13 protein-coding genes and 1 pseudogene are annotated in these 14,732 nt (G+C 66.7%); 3 read left to right on the plus strand and 11 right to left on the minus strand.

Annotation, left to right across the window (positions count from 1 at the left end; translation table 11 throughout):
* Both WAW17_RS25635 and WAW17_RS25640 read right to left on the minus strand, forming a co-directional pair.
* On the minus strand, positions 1 to 654 hold a 654-nt coding region (locus WAW17_RS25635), incomplete at its 3' end, for a condensation domain-containing protein (protein ID WP_422335689.1).
* Between the two features lie 179 nt (positions 655 to 833).
* A complete protein-coding gene (locus WAW17_RS25640; RefSeq protein ID WP_422335690.1) occupies positions 834 to 2,291 on the minus strand; it encodes a hypothetical protein in 1,458 nt (485 codons plus the stop codon).
* Positions 2,292 to 2,552: 261 nt separating this feature from the next.
* On the opposite strand from WAW17_RS25640, the gene WAW17_RS25645 reads away from it, so the two are divergent.
* The 3 genes from WAW17_RS25645 to fdhD are packed head-to-tail and all read left to right on the plus strand — an operon-like array spanning position 2,553 to position 5,140.
* On the plus strand, positions 2,553 to 3,638 hold the full coding sequence (locus WAW17_RS25645) for an S-(hydroxymethyl)mycothiol dehydrogenase (protein ID WP_422335691.1): 1,086 nt from the start codon (positions 2,553 to 2,555) through the stop codon (positions 3,636 to 3,638).
* Positions 3,635 to 4,267 (plus strand): MBL fold metallo-hydrolase, encoded by a 633-nt coding sequence (locus WAW17_RS25650; protein ID WP_422335692.1) that lies wholly within the window; start codon positions 3,635 to 3,637, stop codon positions 4,265 to 4,267. The genes WAW17_RS25645 and WAW17_RS25650 overlap by 4 nt, the downstream gene beginning before the upstream one ends.
* A 51-nt stretch (positions 4,268 to 4,318) precedes the next feature.
* Positions 4,319 to 5,140 (plus strand): formate dehydrogenase accessory sulfurtransferase FdhD, encoded by an 822-nt coding sequence (gene fdhD / locus WAW17_RS25655; protein WP_422335693.1) that lies wholly within the window; start codon positions 4,319 to 4,321, stop codon positions 5,138 to 5,140.
* Here the strand turns inward: fdhD and WAW17_RS25660 are convergent.
* The 9 genes and pseudogenes from WAW17_RS25660 to WAW17_RS25700 all read right to left on the minus strand — a co-directional run bounded on the left by WAW17_RS25660 (position 5,133) and on the right by WAW17_RS25700 (position 14,650).
* Positions 5,133 to 6,356, minus strand: a complete 1,224-nt coding sequence (locus tag WAW17_RS25660) for a LuxR C-terminal-related transcriptional regulator (RefSeq protein ID WP_422335701.1) — start codon at positions 6,354 to 6,356, stop codon at positions 5,133 to 5,135. The two genes, fdhD and WAW17_RS25660, sit on opposite strands and share 8 nt — an antisense overlap.
* A 72-nt stretch (positions 6,357 to 6,428) precedes the next feature.
* Positions 6,429 to 7,178: an anti-sigma factor gene (locus WAW17_RS25665; protein ID WP_422335694.1), complete on the minus strand. Its 750-nt coding sequence runs from the start codon at positions 7,176 to 7,178 to the stop codon at positions 6,429 to 6,431.
* Positions 7,171 to 7,749: a sigma-70 family RNA polymerase sigma factor gene (locus tag WAW17_RS25670; protein WP_422335695.1), complete on the minus strand. Its 579-nt coding sequence runs from the start codon at positions 7,747 to 7,749 to the stop codon at positions 7,171 to 7,173. Before WAW17_RS25670 ends, WAW17_RS25665 begins: the two co-directional genes overlap by 8 nt.
* 98 nt (positions 7,750 to 7,847) lie before the next feature.
* Entirely contained in the window at positions 7,848 to 8,648 is an 801-nt protein-coding gene (locus WAW17_RS25675) for a DUF1295 domain-containing protein (protein ID WP_422335696.1), read from the minus strand.
* The gene (locus WAW17_RS25680; RefSeq protein WP_422335697.1) at positions 8,645 to 10,027 is read right to left on the minus strand and encodes a class I SAM-dependent methyltransferase; all 1,383 of its coding nucleotides are present in this window, start codon (positions 10,025 to 10,027) and stop codon (positions 8,645 to 8,647) included. The genes WAW17_RS25675 and WAW17_RS25680 overlap by 4 nt, the downstream gene beginning before the upstream one ends.
* Positions 10,024 to 10,767 (minus strand): DUF1365 domain-containing protein, encoded by a 744-nt coding sequence (locus WAW17_RS25685; RefSeq protein ID WP_422335698.1) that lies wholly within the window; start codon positions 10,765 to 10,767, stop codon positions 10,024 to 10,026. Before WAW17_RS25685 ends, WAW17_RS25680 begins: the two co-directional genes overlap by 4 nt.
* Positions 10,764 to 12,104: an NAD(P)/FAD-dependent oxidoreductase gene (locus WAW17_RS25690; RefSeq protein WP_422335699.1), complete on the minus strand. Its 1,341-nt coding sequence runs from the start codon at positions 12,102 to 12,104 to the stop codon at positions 10,764 to 10,766. The genes WAW17_RS25685 and WAW17_RS25690 overlap by 4 nt, the downstream gene beginning before the upstream one ends.
* A 61-nt stretch (positions 12,105 to 12,165) precedes the next feature.
* Positions 12,166 to 12,534 (minus strand): hypothetical protein, encoded by a 369-nt coding sequence (locus WAW17_RS25695; protein WP_422335700.1) that lies wholly within the window; start codon positions 12,532 to 12,534, stop codon positions 12,166 to 12,168.
* Positions 12,531 to 14,650: pseudogene (locus WAW17_RS25700) on the minus strand (MMPL family transporter). The gene WAW17_RS25695 and the pseudogene WAW17_RS25700 overlap by 4 nt, the downstream one beginning before the upstream one ends.
* Positions 14,651 to 14,732 lie beyond the last annotated feature (82 nt).

Genomic DNA, 14,732 nt, shown 5'->3' on the forward strand with positions numbered 1-14,732 from the left:
AAGTGGGGGTCCGCGGCCCAGGCTGACCGGGTCCGGCAGGTCGGTGGTCTGTTCGGCCCAGAAATCTCGGTCCCGGGATCGGCGAGACGACTCCTGGTACCGCCGGTCCTCGAGGGCGGCCGCCGCCGCATCCGCGTGGTCAGGCGGCGGCGGCTGTCGCCCGGACAGGGCCGCCTCGTAGAGTTCGGCGGCCCGGGTGATCAGCATCATCGCCGCGTATCCATCGAGAACGAGGTGGTGGGCTCGGGCATACCAGAGCCAGCGGTTCTCGCCGACGTGTAGAACCGCCGAGACGACGAGGTCACCGTGCAATGCCGATGCGGAACGGTGTTCGCGCTGCATCCACATCTGCGCGGCCTCGTCGGGGCATTCGTGGTCGCGGAGGTCGACCACGGTGACCGGGACTGCGGCGTCGTCGACGACGCAATACGGCTCACCGCCCGCGTGAGGGTGGGCGACGCGCATGTTGCCGCCGCATAGTTCACGAAGAGCACGCTGGTACGCCGAGGTCAACGTGTCCAGTTCGACCGATCCGTCCACTTCGGTACAGAAGGCGATGACGAAGGGAACGTCGGGTGACAACTGCTGGGCGACCCAGATCGCTCGCTGCCCCGACGTCAGGGGCAGCGCCGCGCTCACCGGCTGACCCGGCATGCGGATGGGTAGTTCCCGCGTCGGCCGGCGGCGATCCGCCCCTCGGTAGTGCCAGCCGCATCCCGTTTCCGGGGCTGGGCGATCGTTACCGGTGCCATCATCTCGACACGCTATACGAATTCGACCCGTCCATCCGATGGGGCCGCCAAAATTCGACGGCGGCGCGGAGGGCCGGGCCGCTATTCGAGGCCGTCCGGCCTGGCCTTCTTCTCCAGGCAGCGTTCGAGAACGTCCCCGTCCCGGGGCCACAGCCAACGGTGGCCGTAAAGGAGCGCCCCGAGGTCGAGCTTGTAAGGACCGGCCTCGGTCTTCTCGAATACCTTGACGGCCGACTCGAGGAGTTGCCGGACGCGTTCGGGGGCCGGTTTGCCGAGGAAGGCACTCTTCGCGTCGAGAGCGCCGGCGAGGGCGGTCAGTGCGATCGGGTCGTCGTGTGCCTCGGCGCCACGCTCGAGATGCGACACTGCCGCATCGAGGTGGTAGAGCGTCCGGCGAATTTGTTCCTTACTGCGATCGGGGTGGTTTCGGCTCTCTTCCTTCCCGACATCGCTGAACCACCACTCCCGGGATTCTTCGAAGTGGACGATCTTCGGTTTTTCCGTGTTCACCCTCGGCAATGACCTGAACGCCTTTGCGAGCCGGTATTCGCCGCGCAGCCGCTGCACCATCGGCAGGTCCGCGGCGTTCGCGAGGGTCCCGAGGTGCTCGTCGATCGCCTCCCTCCGCGCTTCGTTGATATTGCCGTCGAGCAGGATGATCTGAAGCCACTGCAGAATGGGCAACGCAGAGTGGTGCATCCGCTTGGCCGCCGCGGCGCCGGCGGCCCGCATTCCGTCCTTGACTCGATCGACGTAGACGAAGGCCACCCCGACGAGGATGACGCCACCCCACCACGACGGGTCGGGCGGCCAGGACAGTGGGTCGTCCACGTAGGCCACCCCGACGAGGGTCAGGGCGATCATCGCCCCGAGTAGGAGGTAGGCCGTTTCCAGCGCTCTGGATTGAACGGCCAGTTCGGACTCGAATTGCTGTGCCGATGGCTCGGGCCTCGGCGACGGCATGGCCAGGCTCAGACGATCACCCCGAGAGGACCGCCGGCCCATCTCGTTCAGGAGTTGAGTTTGAAGCTGCTGCTCGACCCTTCGCCTGGCGGATGAATGGCGGCGGCGTTCTTCCTCGTTGCCGCTCCACAAGCTCGAGGCCCACTCCCGGTCCCATTCGCGTTGCCACAGTCGCCAGAGATATGCGCGACGTTGCAGCGAGTGCGGGGACAGTCTGCTCAGGGCGCTCATGGTCGCGACATGCTCGAGTTCCCGGTACATGCGCGGCGGCCACGGGTCGGGGTCGTCGTGGGAGCCGGCTTTCACCAGGGCGGCATCGCGCGCCCGGACCTCGCGGACGGCGGTAGTGAGAGCATGCCGGTGATCATTCTGAGCGAAGCTGAGAAGGAAGACTGTTGCGCTCAGCAGAAGGCCTCCGGCAGTGGCGATCGAGTCGGGATAGCCGATGGATTCCGGTCTGGCCACGCGGATGAGAAATACCGCCCCGATCGCGAACATGACAACAGAGGCCGTGAAGGCTGCGCGTCGGAGGAACCAACCCTCCCGCCATTCCTCGTCGAGGAGTATCGCACCCATGAGGCCACCTCATACCGATGCACCCGGAGCGGGCGTTCCTTTCACGGTATGCATGCCGTGTGCCGCGGGGGAAGACTTCCGGCAAATTCGGCGTGCGGTTGCCCACACCTGCTCTTCCGGCCAGGTTCCACTCACACTTCGATCAGTGCCGGACGGGACGGGCGGACCGTACTGTGTCGAGTGAGGAACGTTGTGTCGAGTGAGGAACGCGCAGACACACGCCTCGGCCGCCCATCACAGACCGATCGAAGGAACGAGTTCATGCCGCAGAAGGTGCGAGGCGTCATCGCCCGCTCGAAGGGTGCCCCCGTCGAGATGGAGACCGTCATCATCCCCGACCCCGGCCCCGGAGAAGTGGTGGTCGACATCGCGGCGTGCGGGGTGTGCCATACCGACCTGACGTATCGCGACGGGGGTATCAACGACGAGTTCCCGTTCCTGCTTGGTCACGAGGCCGCGGGCACCGTCGAAAGCGTCGGTGAGGGTGTCGACACCGTTGCGGTCGGGGACTTCGTGGTCCTGAACTGGCGTGCGGTGTGTGGAAAGTGCCGTGCCTGCAAGCGTGGGCGCCCGCAATACTGTTTCGACACCTTCAACGCCACGCAGAAGATGACCCTCGAGGACGGCACGGAACTCACTCCTGCACTGGGCATCGGTGCATTCGCCGACAAGACCCTGGTCCACGCGGGCCAGTGCACCAAGGTGGATCCGTCCGCCGATCCGGCCGTGGTCGGCTTGCTCGGGTGCGGTGTCATGGCCGGCCTGGGTGCCGCGGTGAACACCGGCAATGTCAGCCGTGGAGACTCGGTGGCCGTCATCGGATGCGGCGGCGTGGGCGATGCGGCCGTGATGGGTGCGCGCCTGGCCGGCGCCTCGAAAATCATTGCGATCGACCGGGACGACAAGAAGCTGGAATGGGCCAAGGATCTCGGTGCCACCCACACCGTCAACGCCACCGATATCGATGTGGTGGAGGCCGTGCAGGAACTGACCGGGGGATTCGGTGCAGATGTGGTGATCGACGCCGTCGGGCGACCCGAGACGTGCAAGCAGGCCTTCTACGCCCGCGACCTGGCCGGCACCGTGGTGCTGGTCGGCGTGCCCACACCGGACATGACACTCGAGATGCCGCTGGTCGACTTCTTCTCCCGGGGCGGCGCGTTGAAGTCGTCGTGGTACGGCGACTGCCTGCCCGAACGTGACTTCCCGATGCTGGTCGACCTGTACCAGCAGGGCCGGTTGCCGCTCGACAAATTCGTCACCGAGCGCATCACGATCGATCAGGTCGAAGAGGCCTTCCACACGATGCATGCCGGCGAGGTGCTGCGTTCGGTGGTGATCCTGTGAGCGGGGACTTCCGGATCGACCGCGTCGTCACCGAGGGCACCTTCGCCCTCGACGGCGGGGAGTGGCACGTGGAGAACAACATCTGGCTGATCGGTGACGACACCGATGTGGTGATCGTCGACGCCGCGCACCAGGCGCAACCGATCATCGACGCGGTGGGCGACCGGAACGTGACTGCGGTGATCTGCACCCACGGCCACAACGACCACGTCACCGTCGCACCCGAACTGTCGTCCCGTCTCGACGCCCCGATATTTCTTCATCCCAGCGACGACGTGCTGTGGCAGATGACCCATCCCGGCGCATCCTACCGGCAGATCGAGGACGACCAGCGAATCGCGGTCGCCGGAACCGACATTCAGGTGATTCACACGCCGGGTCACTCGCCGGGGTCGTCGTGCCTGTACCTGCCCGAGGCCGGGGTGCTGTTCTCCGGCGACACCCTGTTCTCCGGTGGGCCGGGCGCCACGGGCCGCTCGTACTCGGACTTCCCGACCATCATCGGATCGATCCGTGACCGGCTGTTCATCCTGCCCGAGGACACCCGGGTCCACACCGGCCACGGTGACGGCACCACGATCGGCACCGAGGCCCCGCACCTCGCCGAATGGATTGCGCGAGGAAACTGACGTCGTGACGGCCGGCGGCAGAATCGTGAACGACCTCGAGTGGAGGCCGTGATGGGACGTGTGACGACGCGGACACCGGTCACCCGGATCAGCGAGACGCGGCATTCGACGCGGCCGGACACGGTTGTGGTCGAGGAACCGCTCGAGATCCGGGTGAACGGCACGCCACTGGCGGTGACGATGCGCACTCCCGGATCGGATGTCGAACTGGCACAGGGGTTTCTGCTCACCGAGGGCATAGTCGGTGGGCGTGGCGACATCGCGTCGATCCGCTACTGCAACAGTGTCGATGCGGAGGGACGCAACACCTACAATGTCCTCGACGTCGACCTCGCCCCCGGAGTGTTTCTGCCGGACACCGGGATCGAGCGCAACTTCTACACCACCTCGTCCTGCGGGGTGTGTGGGAAGGCGTCCTTGGACGCGATCCGGCAGCGGACCCGGTTCTCGCCGACCGCCGACACGGTGCGCGTGCCGTCGGCCACGATCGCCGGATTGCCGGACACCCTGCGGTCGTCACAGAAGGTGTTCGACTCCACCGGCGGGCTGCATGCGGCCGGATTGTTCACCAGGACCGGCGAACTGCTCGCCATCCGGGAGGACGTGGGCCGGCACAACGCCGTCGACAAGTTGATCGGGTGGGCTACCGAACAGGGTCGGGTCCCTCTGGCGGGAGCGATCCTGCTGGTCAGCGGCAGGGCGTCGTTCGAACTGGCTCAGAAAGCGGTGATGGCCGGGATCCCGGTTCTCGCCGCAGTGTCCGCCCCGTCGTCGCTGGCGATCGATCTGGCGCACGACGCCGGGCTCACACTGATCGGGTTTCTGCGCGGCACCACGATGAACCTCTACACCCACCCCGACCGCATCACGTAGCGGAACGGACGCCCGCTTCGAGGGCGATCGCCCCGGCTTCACCCCGTGAGGTCACGCCGAGCTTGCGCAGCACACCGGCGACGTGGAACTTGACGGTGCTCTCGCTGATACCGAGGCGATCGGCGATCGCCTTGTTCCGCCTGCCCGTGGCGAGATTTCCCAGCACCTCGAGTTCACGGGGATTGAGGTCGCCGAGCAGGTGCTCGTCGGGACGGACCGCCGGGAGGTCGAGCGGGATCGCGACAGCGACCCGGGATCCCCACCCGGCGACCGACTCGACGTCGATGCGCCCGTTCAGGGTGTGGATGCGACCGGACAGTTGCCGGACCAGCGCCTCGGTGTCGAGGCCGCCTGCCCCGTCGTCGCGCACCTCGACCAGCAGGTTGGTGCCGTCGCAGTCCCACGCGATGCGGACGCGGTTCAACGCGGGCTGGGCCGCGAATGCCAGCACGACACCGCGGACCACCGCCCGCGCGGCGTGCGCGACTTCGCCGGGCAGCGCGCGACCGTCGACGGGTGGATCGACGTAGTCGACGGTGACGGACCGGTGCTGCAGCAGGGGACGGAGTTCGCCCCTCAGACGAGCGAACGCGGTGGTGACCGCCTCTTCGGTGAGGATGCGATCGGATTCGCCCGCCGCACGTAACGTCACCAGTGCCGCGGACGCGGTCTCGCTCGCGGTGATGCGTGATCGGCGATCGTCGAGGTCTTTCGAGCGGAGGGTTGCCAGGAGGGACTCGAGTGTGGCCGTGTGCACGTCCGTCAGTTCGGCGATGGTTCTCGCCCGTTCGCTCGACGCCGCCCTCGACTCCGCCAGGTACGCCGGGCTCGCCTGCGCCACCTGATGACGAATCGACACCGCGACCACACCGAAAGCCGCGGCAACCAGCGGCACCTGACGGATGTGCTGTCGTGGTTTGGGGACGGCGAGCAGGAGCGTGCCGGTTCCATCCAGCAGCGCCCACACCTTTCGCTTCGATCCGGCGATCAAAGCACTGTCGTCGAAGGGCTCGCCTTCGGCCAGCCGGCCGCGCAGAGCATCCAGTTCTGCGATCGTGACGCGTTCGACGATCGACGGGTCACCGCTGACCTTCCGCGGCCGTCCCGTGCATTCGCGGGTGAAGATGACCAGGGCGGTGTGTGGCCAGATGTCCGCGAGGAACTTGGACATCCGGACCGCGATGTCGGGAAGTGGGCCTTCGATGACGTCCCGCATGGATCCGAGGACATCGGCGGACGACACCGACGTCGTGCGTGCATCAACCACATTCACGGTCCTGGACTGCGATCAGCCGAGATTCACTGTCGCGAAGATGGCGCCGGTGGGCTGGGTGGAACCACCGGGCGGTTCCACACTGAACCCGAGCGCCGTCGACTCGTCGATTCCGTTCACGACCGCTGTGGTGGACGGCGTCACCGCTGCCCCGTCCATGATGCCGGCGGACACCGGTTCGTGAGACGGTCCGATGAGCCACATCTGGTACACCGATCCCGGCGAGGGCGGCGTCACGTCGTTCATCACCAGCACGCCCGCGTTGACGGCCTTCGAGTACACGACCGTGGCAGAACCGCCACCTTCGATGGGGGCCACCGAGGTGCGGACGTCCTCGGCGGCCATGATCTGGGCGGGAACGGGCTCTCCCGGGGTGTCCCCGATCCGGGACGCCACCGTGACTCCGCCGACGACGATGACGACGGCTGCGGCGGCCGCGCTGACGGCGGCGAACATGCGTGTGCGTCTGCGTGCCCGCGCCTGATCCAGTGAGGCGGGAGGGGAGACTCCGGCATCGGCGCCCCGCGCCGGGGGCAGCGCACCGAGGATGTGTCCGAGCAGGTAGTCGGGTGGCTCGGCCGCGGTGGATGCGGAGTGGGCGGCCATCGTCTCCGCGACGTCGCGGACCGTGGTGTCGAATTCGCGTCGAATGTGCGGCGGCGAGGTGCGCAGCGCGGTGTCGATCTCTCGGCGCTCCGCTTCGTCGACGGCGTCGAGTGCGTACGCCGGAGCGAGGTCGAGAACATCGCGTGTCGAGTCATCCATCGAACTGCACCCCCAGACATTGCTTGAGCCTGATCAACCCGTCTCTGATACGCGTCTTCACCGTGGGGAGGGCCACCGCCAGCTTCTCGGCTACCTCCCGATAGGTGAGGCCACCGTAGTAGGCGAGGACCACCGTTTTCTGTTGGATCTCGGTGAGTGTGCCCAGGCAGTCGACCACTTCTGTCCTGTCGCCCCGACGGTCCACCTCCTCGGCCACGGTGTCGAACGGGCCGTACCAGCCGGAGGCGCCGTAGGCTGCCTCGCGGTCGGCACCGGACTGTTCGGACCGCACCCGGTCGATCGCCCGCCGGTGCGCGAGCGTCATCAGCCATGACAGCGGCGAGCCCAGTGCGGGGTCGAACTTCGCGGCCGAGTTCCAGACCTGCAGGTACACCTCCTGGGTGGTTTCCTCGCTGTATCCGGGGTCGCGGAGGACCCGCAGCACCATGCCGTACACGCGGGAGCTGGTGCGTTCGTAGAAATCGCTGAACGCGTCCCTGTCGCCGCCGGCGATTCGCGTGAGCAGCGTCGTGAGCGTCACGTTCTCCGTGTGTCTGTCGACGCCGGTCATCGGCCCTGTCCGTTCATCGATCCACAGCCTAGTGGCAGCGTGTGACCGGTAGGGCGTGGATCGGACACGGAGCACGGCGAGTGGGGTCGACATCCCGGTCACCTTTTCGGCGGACGCGGAACGAAGTAGCCGGTGCGCTGCTGGTATTCGGCATATCCCGGACGCTGCGACATCGACTTCTCGAGCAGCCGGGCGCCGGTGGCGTAGACGAGGAAATAGGTCATGGCCACGGGTGAGAGGACGGTGAGGGCACCGGGCCACACACTGGCGGCGATGAGCCACAGCCCCCACCAGACGCAGGCGTCGCCGAAGTAGTTCGGGTGCCGGGACCACGCCCAGAGGCCGACATCCATGATCCTGCCCTTGTTGGACGGGTCGTCCTTGAACGTCCGCAGCTGATGATCACCGACAGCTTCGAACGCGACGCCCGCCGCCGCGACCACGACACCGGCCACGACGGTCACCGCCCCCACCCCGGAGGCCGGACCGAGCACCGCCGAGACCTGCAGCGGCAACGACACGAACCATTGCGACAGGCCCTGCGTGAGGAAGATCTTCCGGATCACGACGCGGGCCGACGTGCCGCCGGCCCGCTCGAGCAGTTCGGCGTAGCGCGGATCCTCACCCTTGCCCGCCGACTTGACGTGCATGTGCCAGCTCAGCCGCAACCCCCAGATTCCGACGAGAACCACGAACAACCATCGACGCAGACCATCGCCTTCGCCGAGAGCGGCTGCCACCATCGCGACGAGGACGAATCCCAGACCCCAGGCGACATCGACCACGTTGTAGCGGCCGATACGGCGGCCGACGAGGAACGTCAGCGTGTGCAGTACCGCGAGCACCAGCAGACTCGCCGCGGAGACCGCCAGGAACTGCGACCAGTCGAAACCGTTCATCGCGGGGCCTTGTCGAGGACCACTTGCTGGACGTCGATGTATCCGGCGCGGAATCCGGCCTCGGAGTAGCAGAGATAGAAGTGCCACATCCGGCGGAACGTCTCGTCGAATCCCAGGCCCGCGATCTGGGTGCCGTGTGCGGCGAACCGTTCCTTCCACAGCCGGAGCGTCTCGGCGTAGTGCTGGCCCATCATGAGCCGCTCCCGCACCCGCAGCGACGTGTGCTTCTCGGTGATCGACTCGATCGCCTCGGTCGACGGAAGGAACCCACCGGGGAAGATGTACTTGTGCACCCAGGTGTACGTGTTCCGCGTTTCCAGCATCCGGTCGTGCGGCATTGTGATCGCTTGTAGCGCAACCTTTCCGCCGGGGGCAAGGACCCGGTCGAGCACCTGGAAGTAGGTGGCCCAGTACTCGTGGCCCACGGCCTCGATCATCTCCACCGACACGATGGCGTCGTACTCGCCGTCCACGTTGCGGTAGTCGAGAAGATCGATCCGGACCGAATCTGCAAGTCCCGCTTCGGCGACGCGACGGCGAGCCAGGCTCTGCTGTTCACTCGACAACGTCACCGACCGGACCAGCGCACCGCGCTCGGCCGCGCGGATGCACAGTTCACCCCAACCGGTGCCGATCTCGAGCAGTCGGGTGCCCGGCCCCACTCCGGCGCTGTCGAGCAACCGGTCGATCTTGCGACGCTGCGCCTCGGCGAGGTCGGTCCACTTGGGTGTGATCCGCGGAACCGGCGCTCGCAGGACCGCCACGTCGCGCACCAGGCCCACCCGGGCCGGTGTGGAGGAGAACAGTGCGCTCGAGTACGACATCGTCTCGTCGAGAAAGGTCTCGAACATCTCGTTGGACAGGTCGTAGTGCCGGGAGATGTTCGACCGGGTGTTCTGCTCGGTGTTTCGTTCCTGAGCAGGATGCTTGGCAACGTACAGGGCCCGCAGACGCTGCAGTGGCCGTGGAATCAATGCCGCCATCCGCGCCGCGAACACGCTCAGCACCGCCGCGAGATCCGGTGACGTCCAGTCACCTGCCATGTACGACTCACCGAAACCGATGAGCCCATCCGTCCCCACCCGTCGCGCGAAGGCGTCCGGATTGCGGATGATCATGCGCGGCAGAATCTCCGACTCGGGCCGCGCGCCGAGAAGGGTGCCGTCGGGATACTCGATGCGCACATCCAGGTGCGCGGCGGCACGGCGGAACAGCCGATCCGCGACCTTGCCGGACACCGCCGCACGCAGCCCGGTCGGAACGTCGGCGAGGCCGGGCCAGATTCGATTGTCGATGCGCACGGCAGCCTCGGCGAATTCGAGGTCGGTGAGGCTCACAGCGTGTGATGCGTCCTTGTGGCGAGGCACGAGATTCGTCATTGCACTGACTCCTTCCGGCGGCCTTCTTCGGGCCGCGCAATTACGGGAAGTCCACGGGCCCAAAGGGTGATGCCCTGGATGCGGATACGGATGGACACCACAAGAGGCGCCAGAGGCATGCGTAACTGAGTCCGCAGCACGGTGCGGGTGGTGACCGATTGCCGGTTGCCGCGCACCGTGGCGGTGAAGGGCGCGTGTCCGTCGCGATGGAGAACCACGTTGAGGGACAGTCGCTCGCCGGGTTCGGGAAACCGCATGTCGTAACGGCCCTCGACGTTGTTGAACGGTGAGACGTAGAAGACCTTGCCCACCTCGCCGTGGCCGTGGTCGTCGGGCCGGATCAGGTAGCTGTGCCGCTGCCCGTAGGTGTTGTGCACCTCGGCGACGATGCAGCGAAGGCTGCCGTCGGCGTTGTGACACCAGTAGACGCTCAGCGGGTTGAACACGTAGCCCAGCACCCGCGCGTTCACCAGGGCGGTGACGCGGCCCCCGCCCAGGTCGATGCCGTGGCCTGCCAGAACGGCATCGATTCTGCCGCGCAGGGTGTCCGACGTTCCGGGCGGCGGCGGTGCGAAGTGATCCTCGGCGCGAAAGCGGGCGAGCGGCGCCAGCCACCGGGGTAGTGCGGGCAGGGCGTCGAGGTCGACGTACCAGCTGTAGCTCGTGTACTCGAACGCGTGACGAACCGGTTCGGTGCGGGCGTGCCGAATCCTCGTGGAGTAGATCGCGGACGTGCTCACGACACCGTCTTCCACCGACGCGGTGATTCGGCCCTCGGCTCCCAGGAACCGCCGATTCGTTCGGCGGCGCGCAGACCCGACAGCGCACCGTCCTCGTGGAACCCCCAGCCGTGGTAGGCGCCGGCGAAGGCGCAGGTGTCCGAGCCCAGCTCGCGCAACCGGGACTGGGCCGCAACGGACTCCGGGTTGTAGACGGGATGTTCGTAGGTCATCGTGGCGATCACCTTCGAGGGGTCGACGAGGTCTCCGCCGCCGAGCGTCACGAGGAAACGCCGATCGGTCACGGTGTCCAGACGCATGAGCCGCGTCATGTCGTAGGTGACGATCACACCGTCTGCCCGGGCATTGCCGGCGGGGGTCAGATAGTTCCAGGATGCGCGGGCGTTGTCGGAGCGGGGCAGCAGCGACTCGTCGGTATGCAGCCGTGCGGTATTGACGGTGTAGGGCATGTTGCCGAGCACTTCGGTCTCGAGCGGGCTCGCGTCGCGCAGCAGGGTCAGTGCCTGCCGCGGATGCACGGCCACCACCACCGCGTCGAAGTACCGGACGTCGCCGTGGGCGTCCACGATGCTTGCGCCGCCGTCCGCAGCGCGCTCCAACTGCACCACCGGGGTGCCGAGAAGTATCTCGTCGACGTGGGCCGCCACCTTCTCCACGTACCGGGCGGAGCCACCGGTCACCGTCCGCCAGGTGGGAGATCCGAAGACGGTGAGCATCCCGTGATGATCGAGAAAGGTGAACAGGTAGCGGGCCGGGTAGTGCGTTGCGGCCGACGGATCGCACGACCACACGGCCGCCACGAGGGGCGTCATGAAATGGTCGACGAAGTACGAGCCGAAACCGTTGCGGCCGAGGAACTCGCCGAGAGTTTCGTCGGCACCGTCGCTCACCGGCGGGGTGTCGAGCAGGGCGCGTGCACAGCGATGGAACTTCACGACCTCCGTCAGCATGCGCCAGTATTGCGGCCGCAGCAGTGTGCGTGCCGTCGGGAAGAGTCCACGGATGCCCTTGGCTCCGGCGTACTCGAGCCCGATGTCGTCGGACCGGATCGACATGGACATGTCCGAATCCTGGGTGGGGACATCGAGTTCCGCGAACAGTCGCAGCAGTGTGGGGTAGGTGCGGTCGTTGTGCACGATGAACCCCGTGTCGATGTCCACCTCCACACCGGTGTCGAGTGTCAGGTGATGGGTGTGGGCGTGCCCGCCCAGGCGTTCATCGGCCTCGTACAGGGTGACGTGATCGCATCCGGACAGGACGTGGGCGGCTGTCAATCCTGCCACGCCGCTGCCGATCACCGCGACGTTCCGGCCCTCACAGGAGAAGTCTTGTTCCATGTCAGGGATTCGGCGCAGGTGCCGCGGCGGATGGGTGCCGTCCCGGCAGGTCACATGAGTGCTACACCTTGGTTGCGGCGGGCAGAGCCGTAGCGCAGATCGCGCCCCAGCCGGCCGCCACGGCCATCACCTTCGGCTTGGCCGACTTCGGACTTCCGACGCCGAATCCGACGACATCGAGTGCATCGCACACCACTCTCGCGATGATGGCGGCGCGTAGCCCGGGGCCCGGTTTCGCGACCACCATCGCCAATCCCGACAGGGCGTCTCGCGCACCGATGAGGCTGGCGAGGGTGCGCCCGGACCGGGAGATGGGTGCACCGGGGGTCTCGAGTTCCGCGGCGTGAAGTAGCGATTCGGGTCGAATCGCGGTGTACAGGCCATAGGAGAATGTGAGGAGTCCCAACACCCGGGGGTAGGTGGTAGTCATTGTGAATACTCCTGTGTACGTGGGGATGTCGAAGTTTCTGCTCGTTGCTTCGCGAGCGCGGACGGCCACCACACGGCGGGGCCGATCTGCAGGGTGAGGGCGGGGACGAGTAGCGAACGCACGATCAAGGTGTCGAGTAGGACGCCGAACGCGACGATGAACGCCAGTTGCGCAAGGAAGATCAGGGGGATCACCGCCAGGGCGCTGAAAGTGGCCGCGAGAACGACTCCCGCGGAGGTGATCACTCCGCCGGTGATCGCCAGACCACGTCGAACACCCTGTGGTGTACCGAGTTTCAGGGATTCTTCGCGGACCCTGGTCATGAGGAAGATGTTGTAGTCCACGCCCAGGGCAACCAGGAAGACGAACCCGAACAACGGCACCACGGGATCAGAACCGGGGAAGTCGAAGATGTGGTTGAACACGAGCGCCGACACGCCGAGGGTCGCGGCGTAGGAGAGCACCACGGTGGCGAGCAACAGCAGCGGAGCCACCAGGGCTCGGAGCAGCAGCGCCAACACCACGAACACCACCAGGAGCACGATCGGAATGATCACCGTGCGGTCCCTGGTCGAGGTGGTCTGGGTGTCGAGCTGGATTGCCGTGGTGCCGCCGACGAGTGCGTCGGCCCCGGGCACTTCGTGCACGGCGTCCCGGATGCGCTCGACCGTCGCCACGGCTTCCTCGGAGTCGGGGGGTCGGTCAGCGTTGCCTGGATCTGGACTCGTCCGTCGACCACCTCGGCGGGGCCACCGGGTTGTCCGGTGTCGGACACCGCCGTGACTCCGGGGCTCACTCCCGGTACCGCCTCGACGGCGCGCACGACGGTGTCGAGACTGTCTTCGCTGGTGAAGATGATGGTGGGAGCTCCGGAACCGCCGGGGAAGTGCGCACCGAGCACCTCCTGTCCGGTCACCGAGTCGACCTTCGTGAGGAAGATGTCGGACTGCGCGACACCGCTGGACTTCAGTTGCGGTGCGAACGCGGCGCAGATGACGAGCAGCAGTCCGGTGGCGACCCAGACGGCGGTGTGGTGGGTGCTGACCTTCTTCGACAGGTTCCACCACAGACCCGTCTCGGCATGCGGATCGCCCTTGGGACGCACCGGCCAGAACGCGGCGTGGCCGGTGAGTGCCAGTACCGCCGGGAGGAACGTCAACGACGCGATCAGCGACGCGGCGATTCCGATGGCCGCGACGGGCCCGAGCCCGCGGTTCGAGTTGAGGTCGGAGAAGAGCAGGCACAGCACTCCGAGGATCACGGTGCCGGCGGAGGCGGCGATGGGTTCGAGCACGGCGCGCCATGCCCGTCCCATCGCGGTGAAACGGTCGGCGTCGTGGAGTTCTTCCCGGAATCGTGCAACGAGCAGCAGGGCGTAGTCGGTCGCGGCACCGAAGACGAGGATGAACAGGATGCCCTGGCTCTGCCCGTTCAAGACGATGATGTCGGTCTTCGCCAGCAGGTAGATCACCGCACTGGCCAGGGCCAGCGCGAACACCGCGGACAGCACCACGATGAACGGGAGCAGAGGACTTCGGTAGACCACGATCAGAATGAGGATCACGACGCCACCGGCGACGAGGAGCAGCAGACCGTCGATCCCTGCGAACGCCTCCGACAGGTCGGCGATCTGCCCGGCCGGTCCGGTCATGAGGATCCGGAGTCCGTCCGGTGCCGTCTCCGCGATGACGGCACGGAGAGAGTCGACGGTTGCCCCCGGGTCGAGTGTGGAATCCACCCCGGCCACCATTTGGACGGCCTTCCCGTCCGACGACGGGATCGGCGGTGAGAAACCACCCTCGAGTCCCTCGATCCCCGCCGCCGCCTGGGGGAGGGTGTTCAGGAATTCGATGTCCGACGGCGCGATGCCATCCGGGCGATCGGCCACGATGACGGCGGGAACCACCTGCGAGTCCGAGAACTCCTTCTGCAGCGTCGAGACCTGGGTGGCCTCGGCGCTGGCGGGCAGGAACGAGGCATTGTCGTTCGTCTGCACGTCACCCAGTTTGCCGGCGAAGGGGCCGCCGATACCGCCGATCGCGAGCCACACCAGGATCAGTAACGCGGGGATCAGCCAGCGGAGTTTTCTGCGGTGCCGGGTGGGACCGGGTTCCATGGATTCTCCCCGAATTCGGTGTCAGGAGGCGGGCATTGCGGTCAGAGGGCATTGCAGTGAGAGGGCATTGCACCGTCGAACC

The organism is Rhodococcus sp. (in: high G+C Gram-positive bacteria) (assembly GCF_049286785.1).
GTDB lineage: Bacteria > Actinomycetota > Actinomycetes > Mycobacteriales > Mycobacteriaceae > Rhodococcus_F.

What these genes read in the sequence shown, in the direction of transcription:
- WAW17_RS25640 (WP_422335690.1), bottom strand. Translation starts at nt 2,291, where the DNA reads ATGGGTGCGATACTCCTCGACGAGGAATGGCGGGAGGGTTGGTTCCTC.
- WAW17_RS25645 (WP_422335691.1), top strand. Translation starts at nt 2,553, where the DNA reads ATGCCGCAGAAGGTGCGAGGCGTCATCGCCCGCTCGAAGGGTGCCCCC.
- fdhD (WP_422335693.1), top strand. Translation starts at nt 4,319, where the DNA reads ATGGGACGTGTGACGACGCGGACACCGGTCACCCGGATCAGCGAGACG.
- WAW17_RS25660 (WP_422335701.1), bottom strand. Translation starts at nt 6,356, where the DNA reads ATGCGGGACGTCATCGAAGGCCCACTTCCCGACATCGCGGTCCGGATG.
- WAW17_RS25665 (WP_422335694.1), bottom strand. Translation starts at nt 7,178, where the DNA reads ATGGATGACTCGACACGCGATGTTCTCGACCTCGCTCCGGCGTACGCA.
- WAW17_RS25670 (WP_422335695.1), bottom strand. Translation starts at nt 7,749, where the DNA reads ATGACCGGCGTCGACAGACACACGGAGAACGTGACGCTCACGACGCTG.
- WAW17_RS25675 (WP_422335696.1), bottom strand. Translation starts at nt 8,648, where the DNA reads ATGAACGGTTTCGACTGGTCGCAGTTCCTGGCGGTCTCCGCGGCGAGT.
- WAW17_RS25680 (WP_422335697.1), bottom strand. Translation starts at nt 10,027, where the DNA reads ATGACGAATCTCGTGCCTCGCCACAAGGACGCATCACACGCTGTGAGC.
- WAW17_RS25690 (WP_422335699.1), bottom strand. Translation starts at nt 12,104, where the DNA reads ATGGAACAAGACTTCTCCTGTGAGGGCCGGAACGTCGCGGTGATCGGC.
- WAW17_RS25695 (WP_422335700.1), bottom strand. Translation starts at nt 12,534, where the DNA reads ATGACTACCACCTACCCCCGGGTGTTGGGACTCCTCACATTCTCCTAT.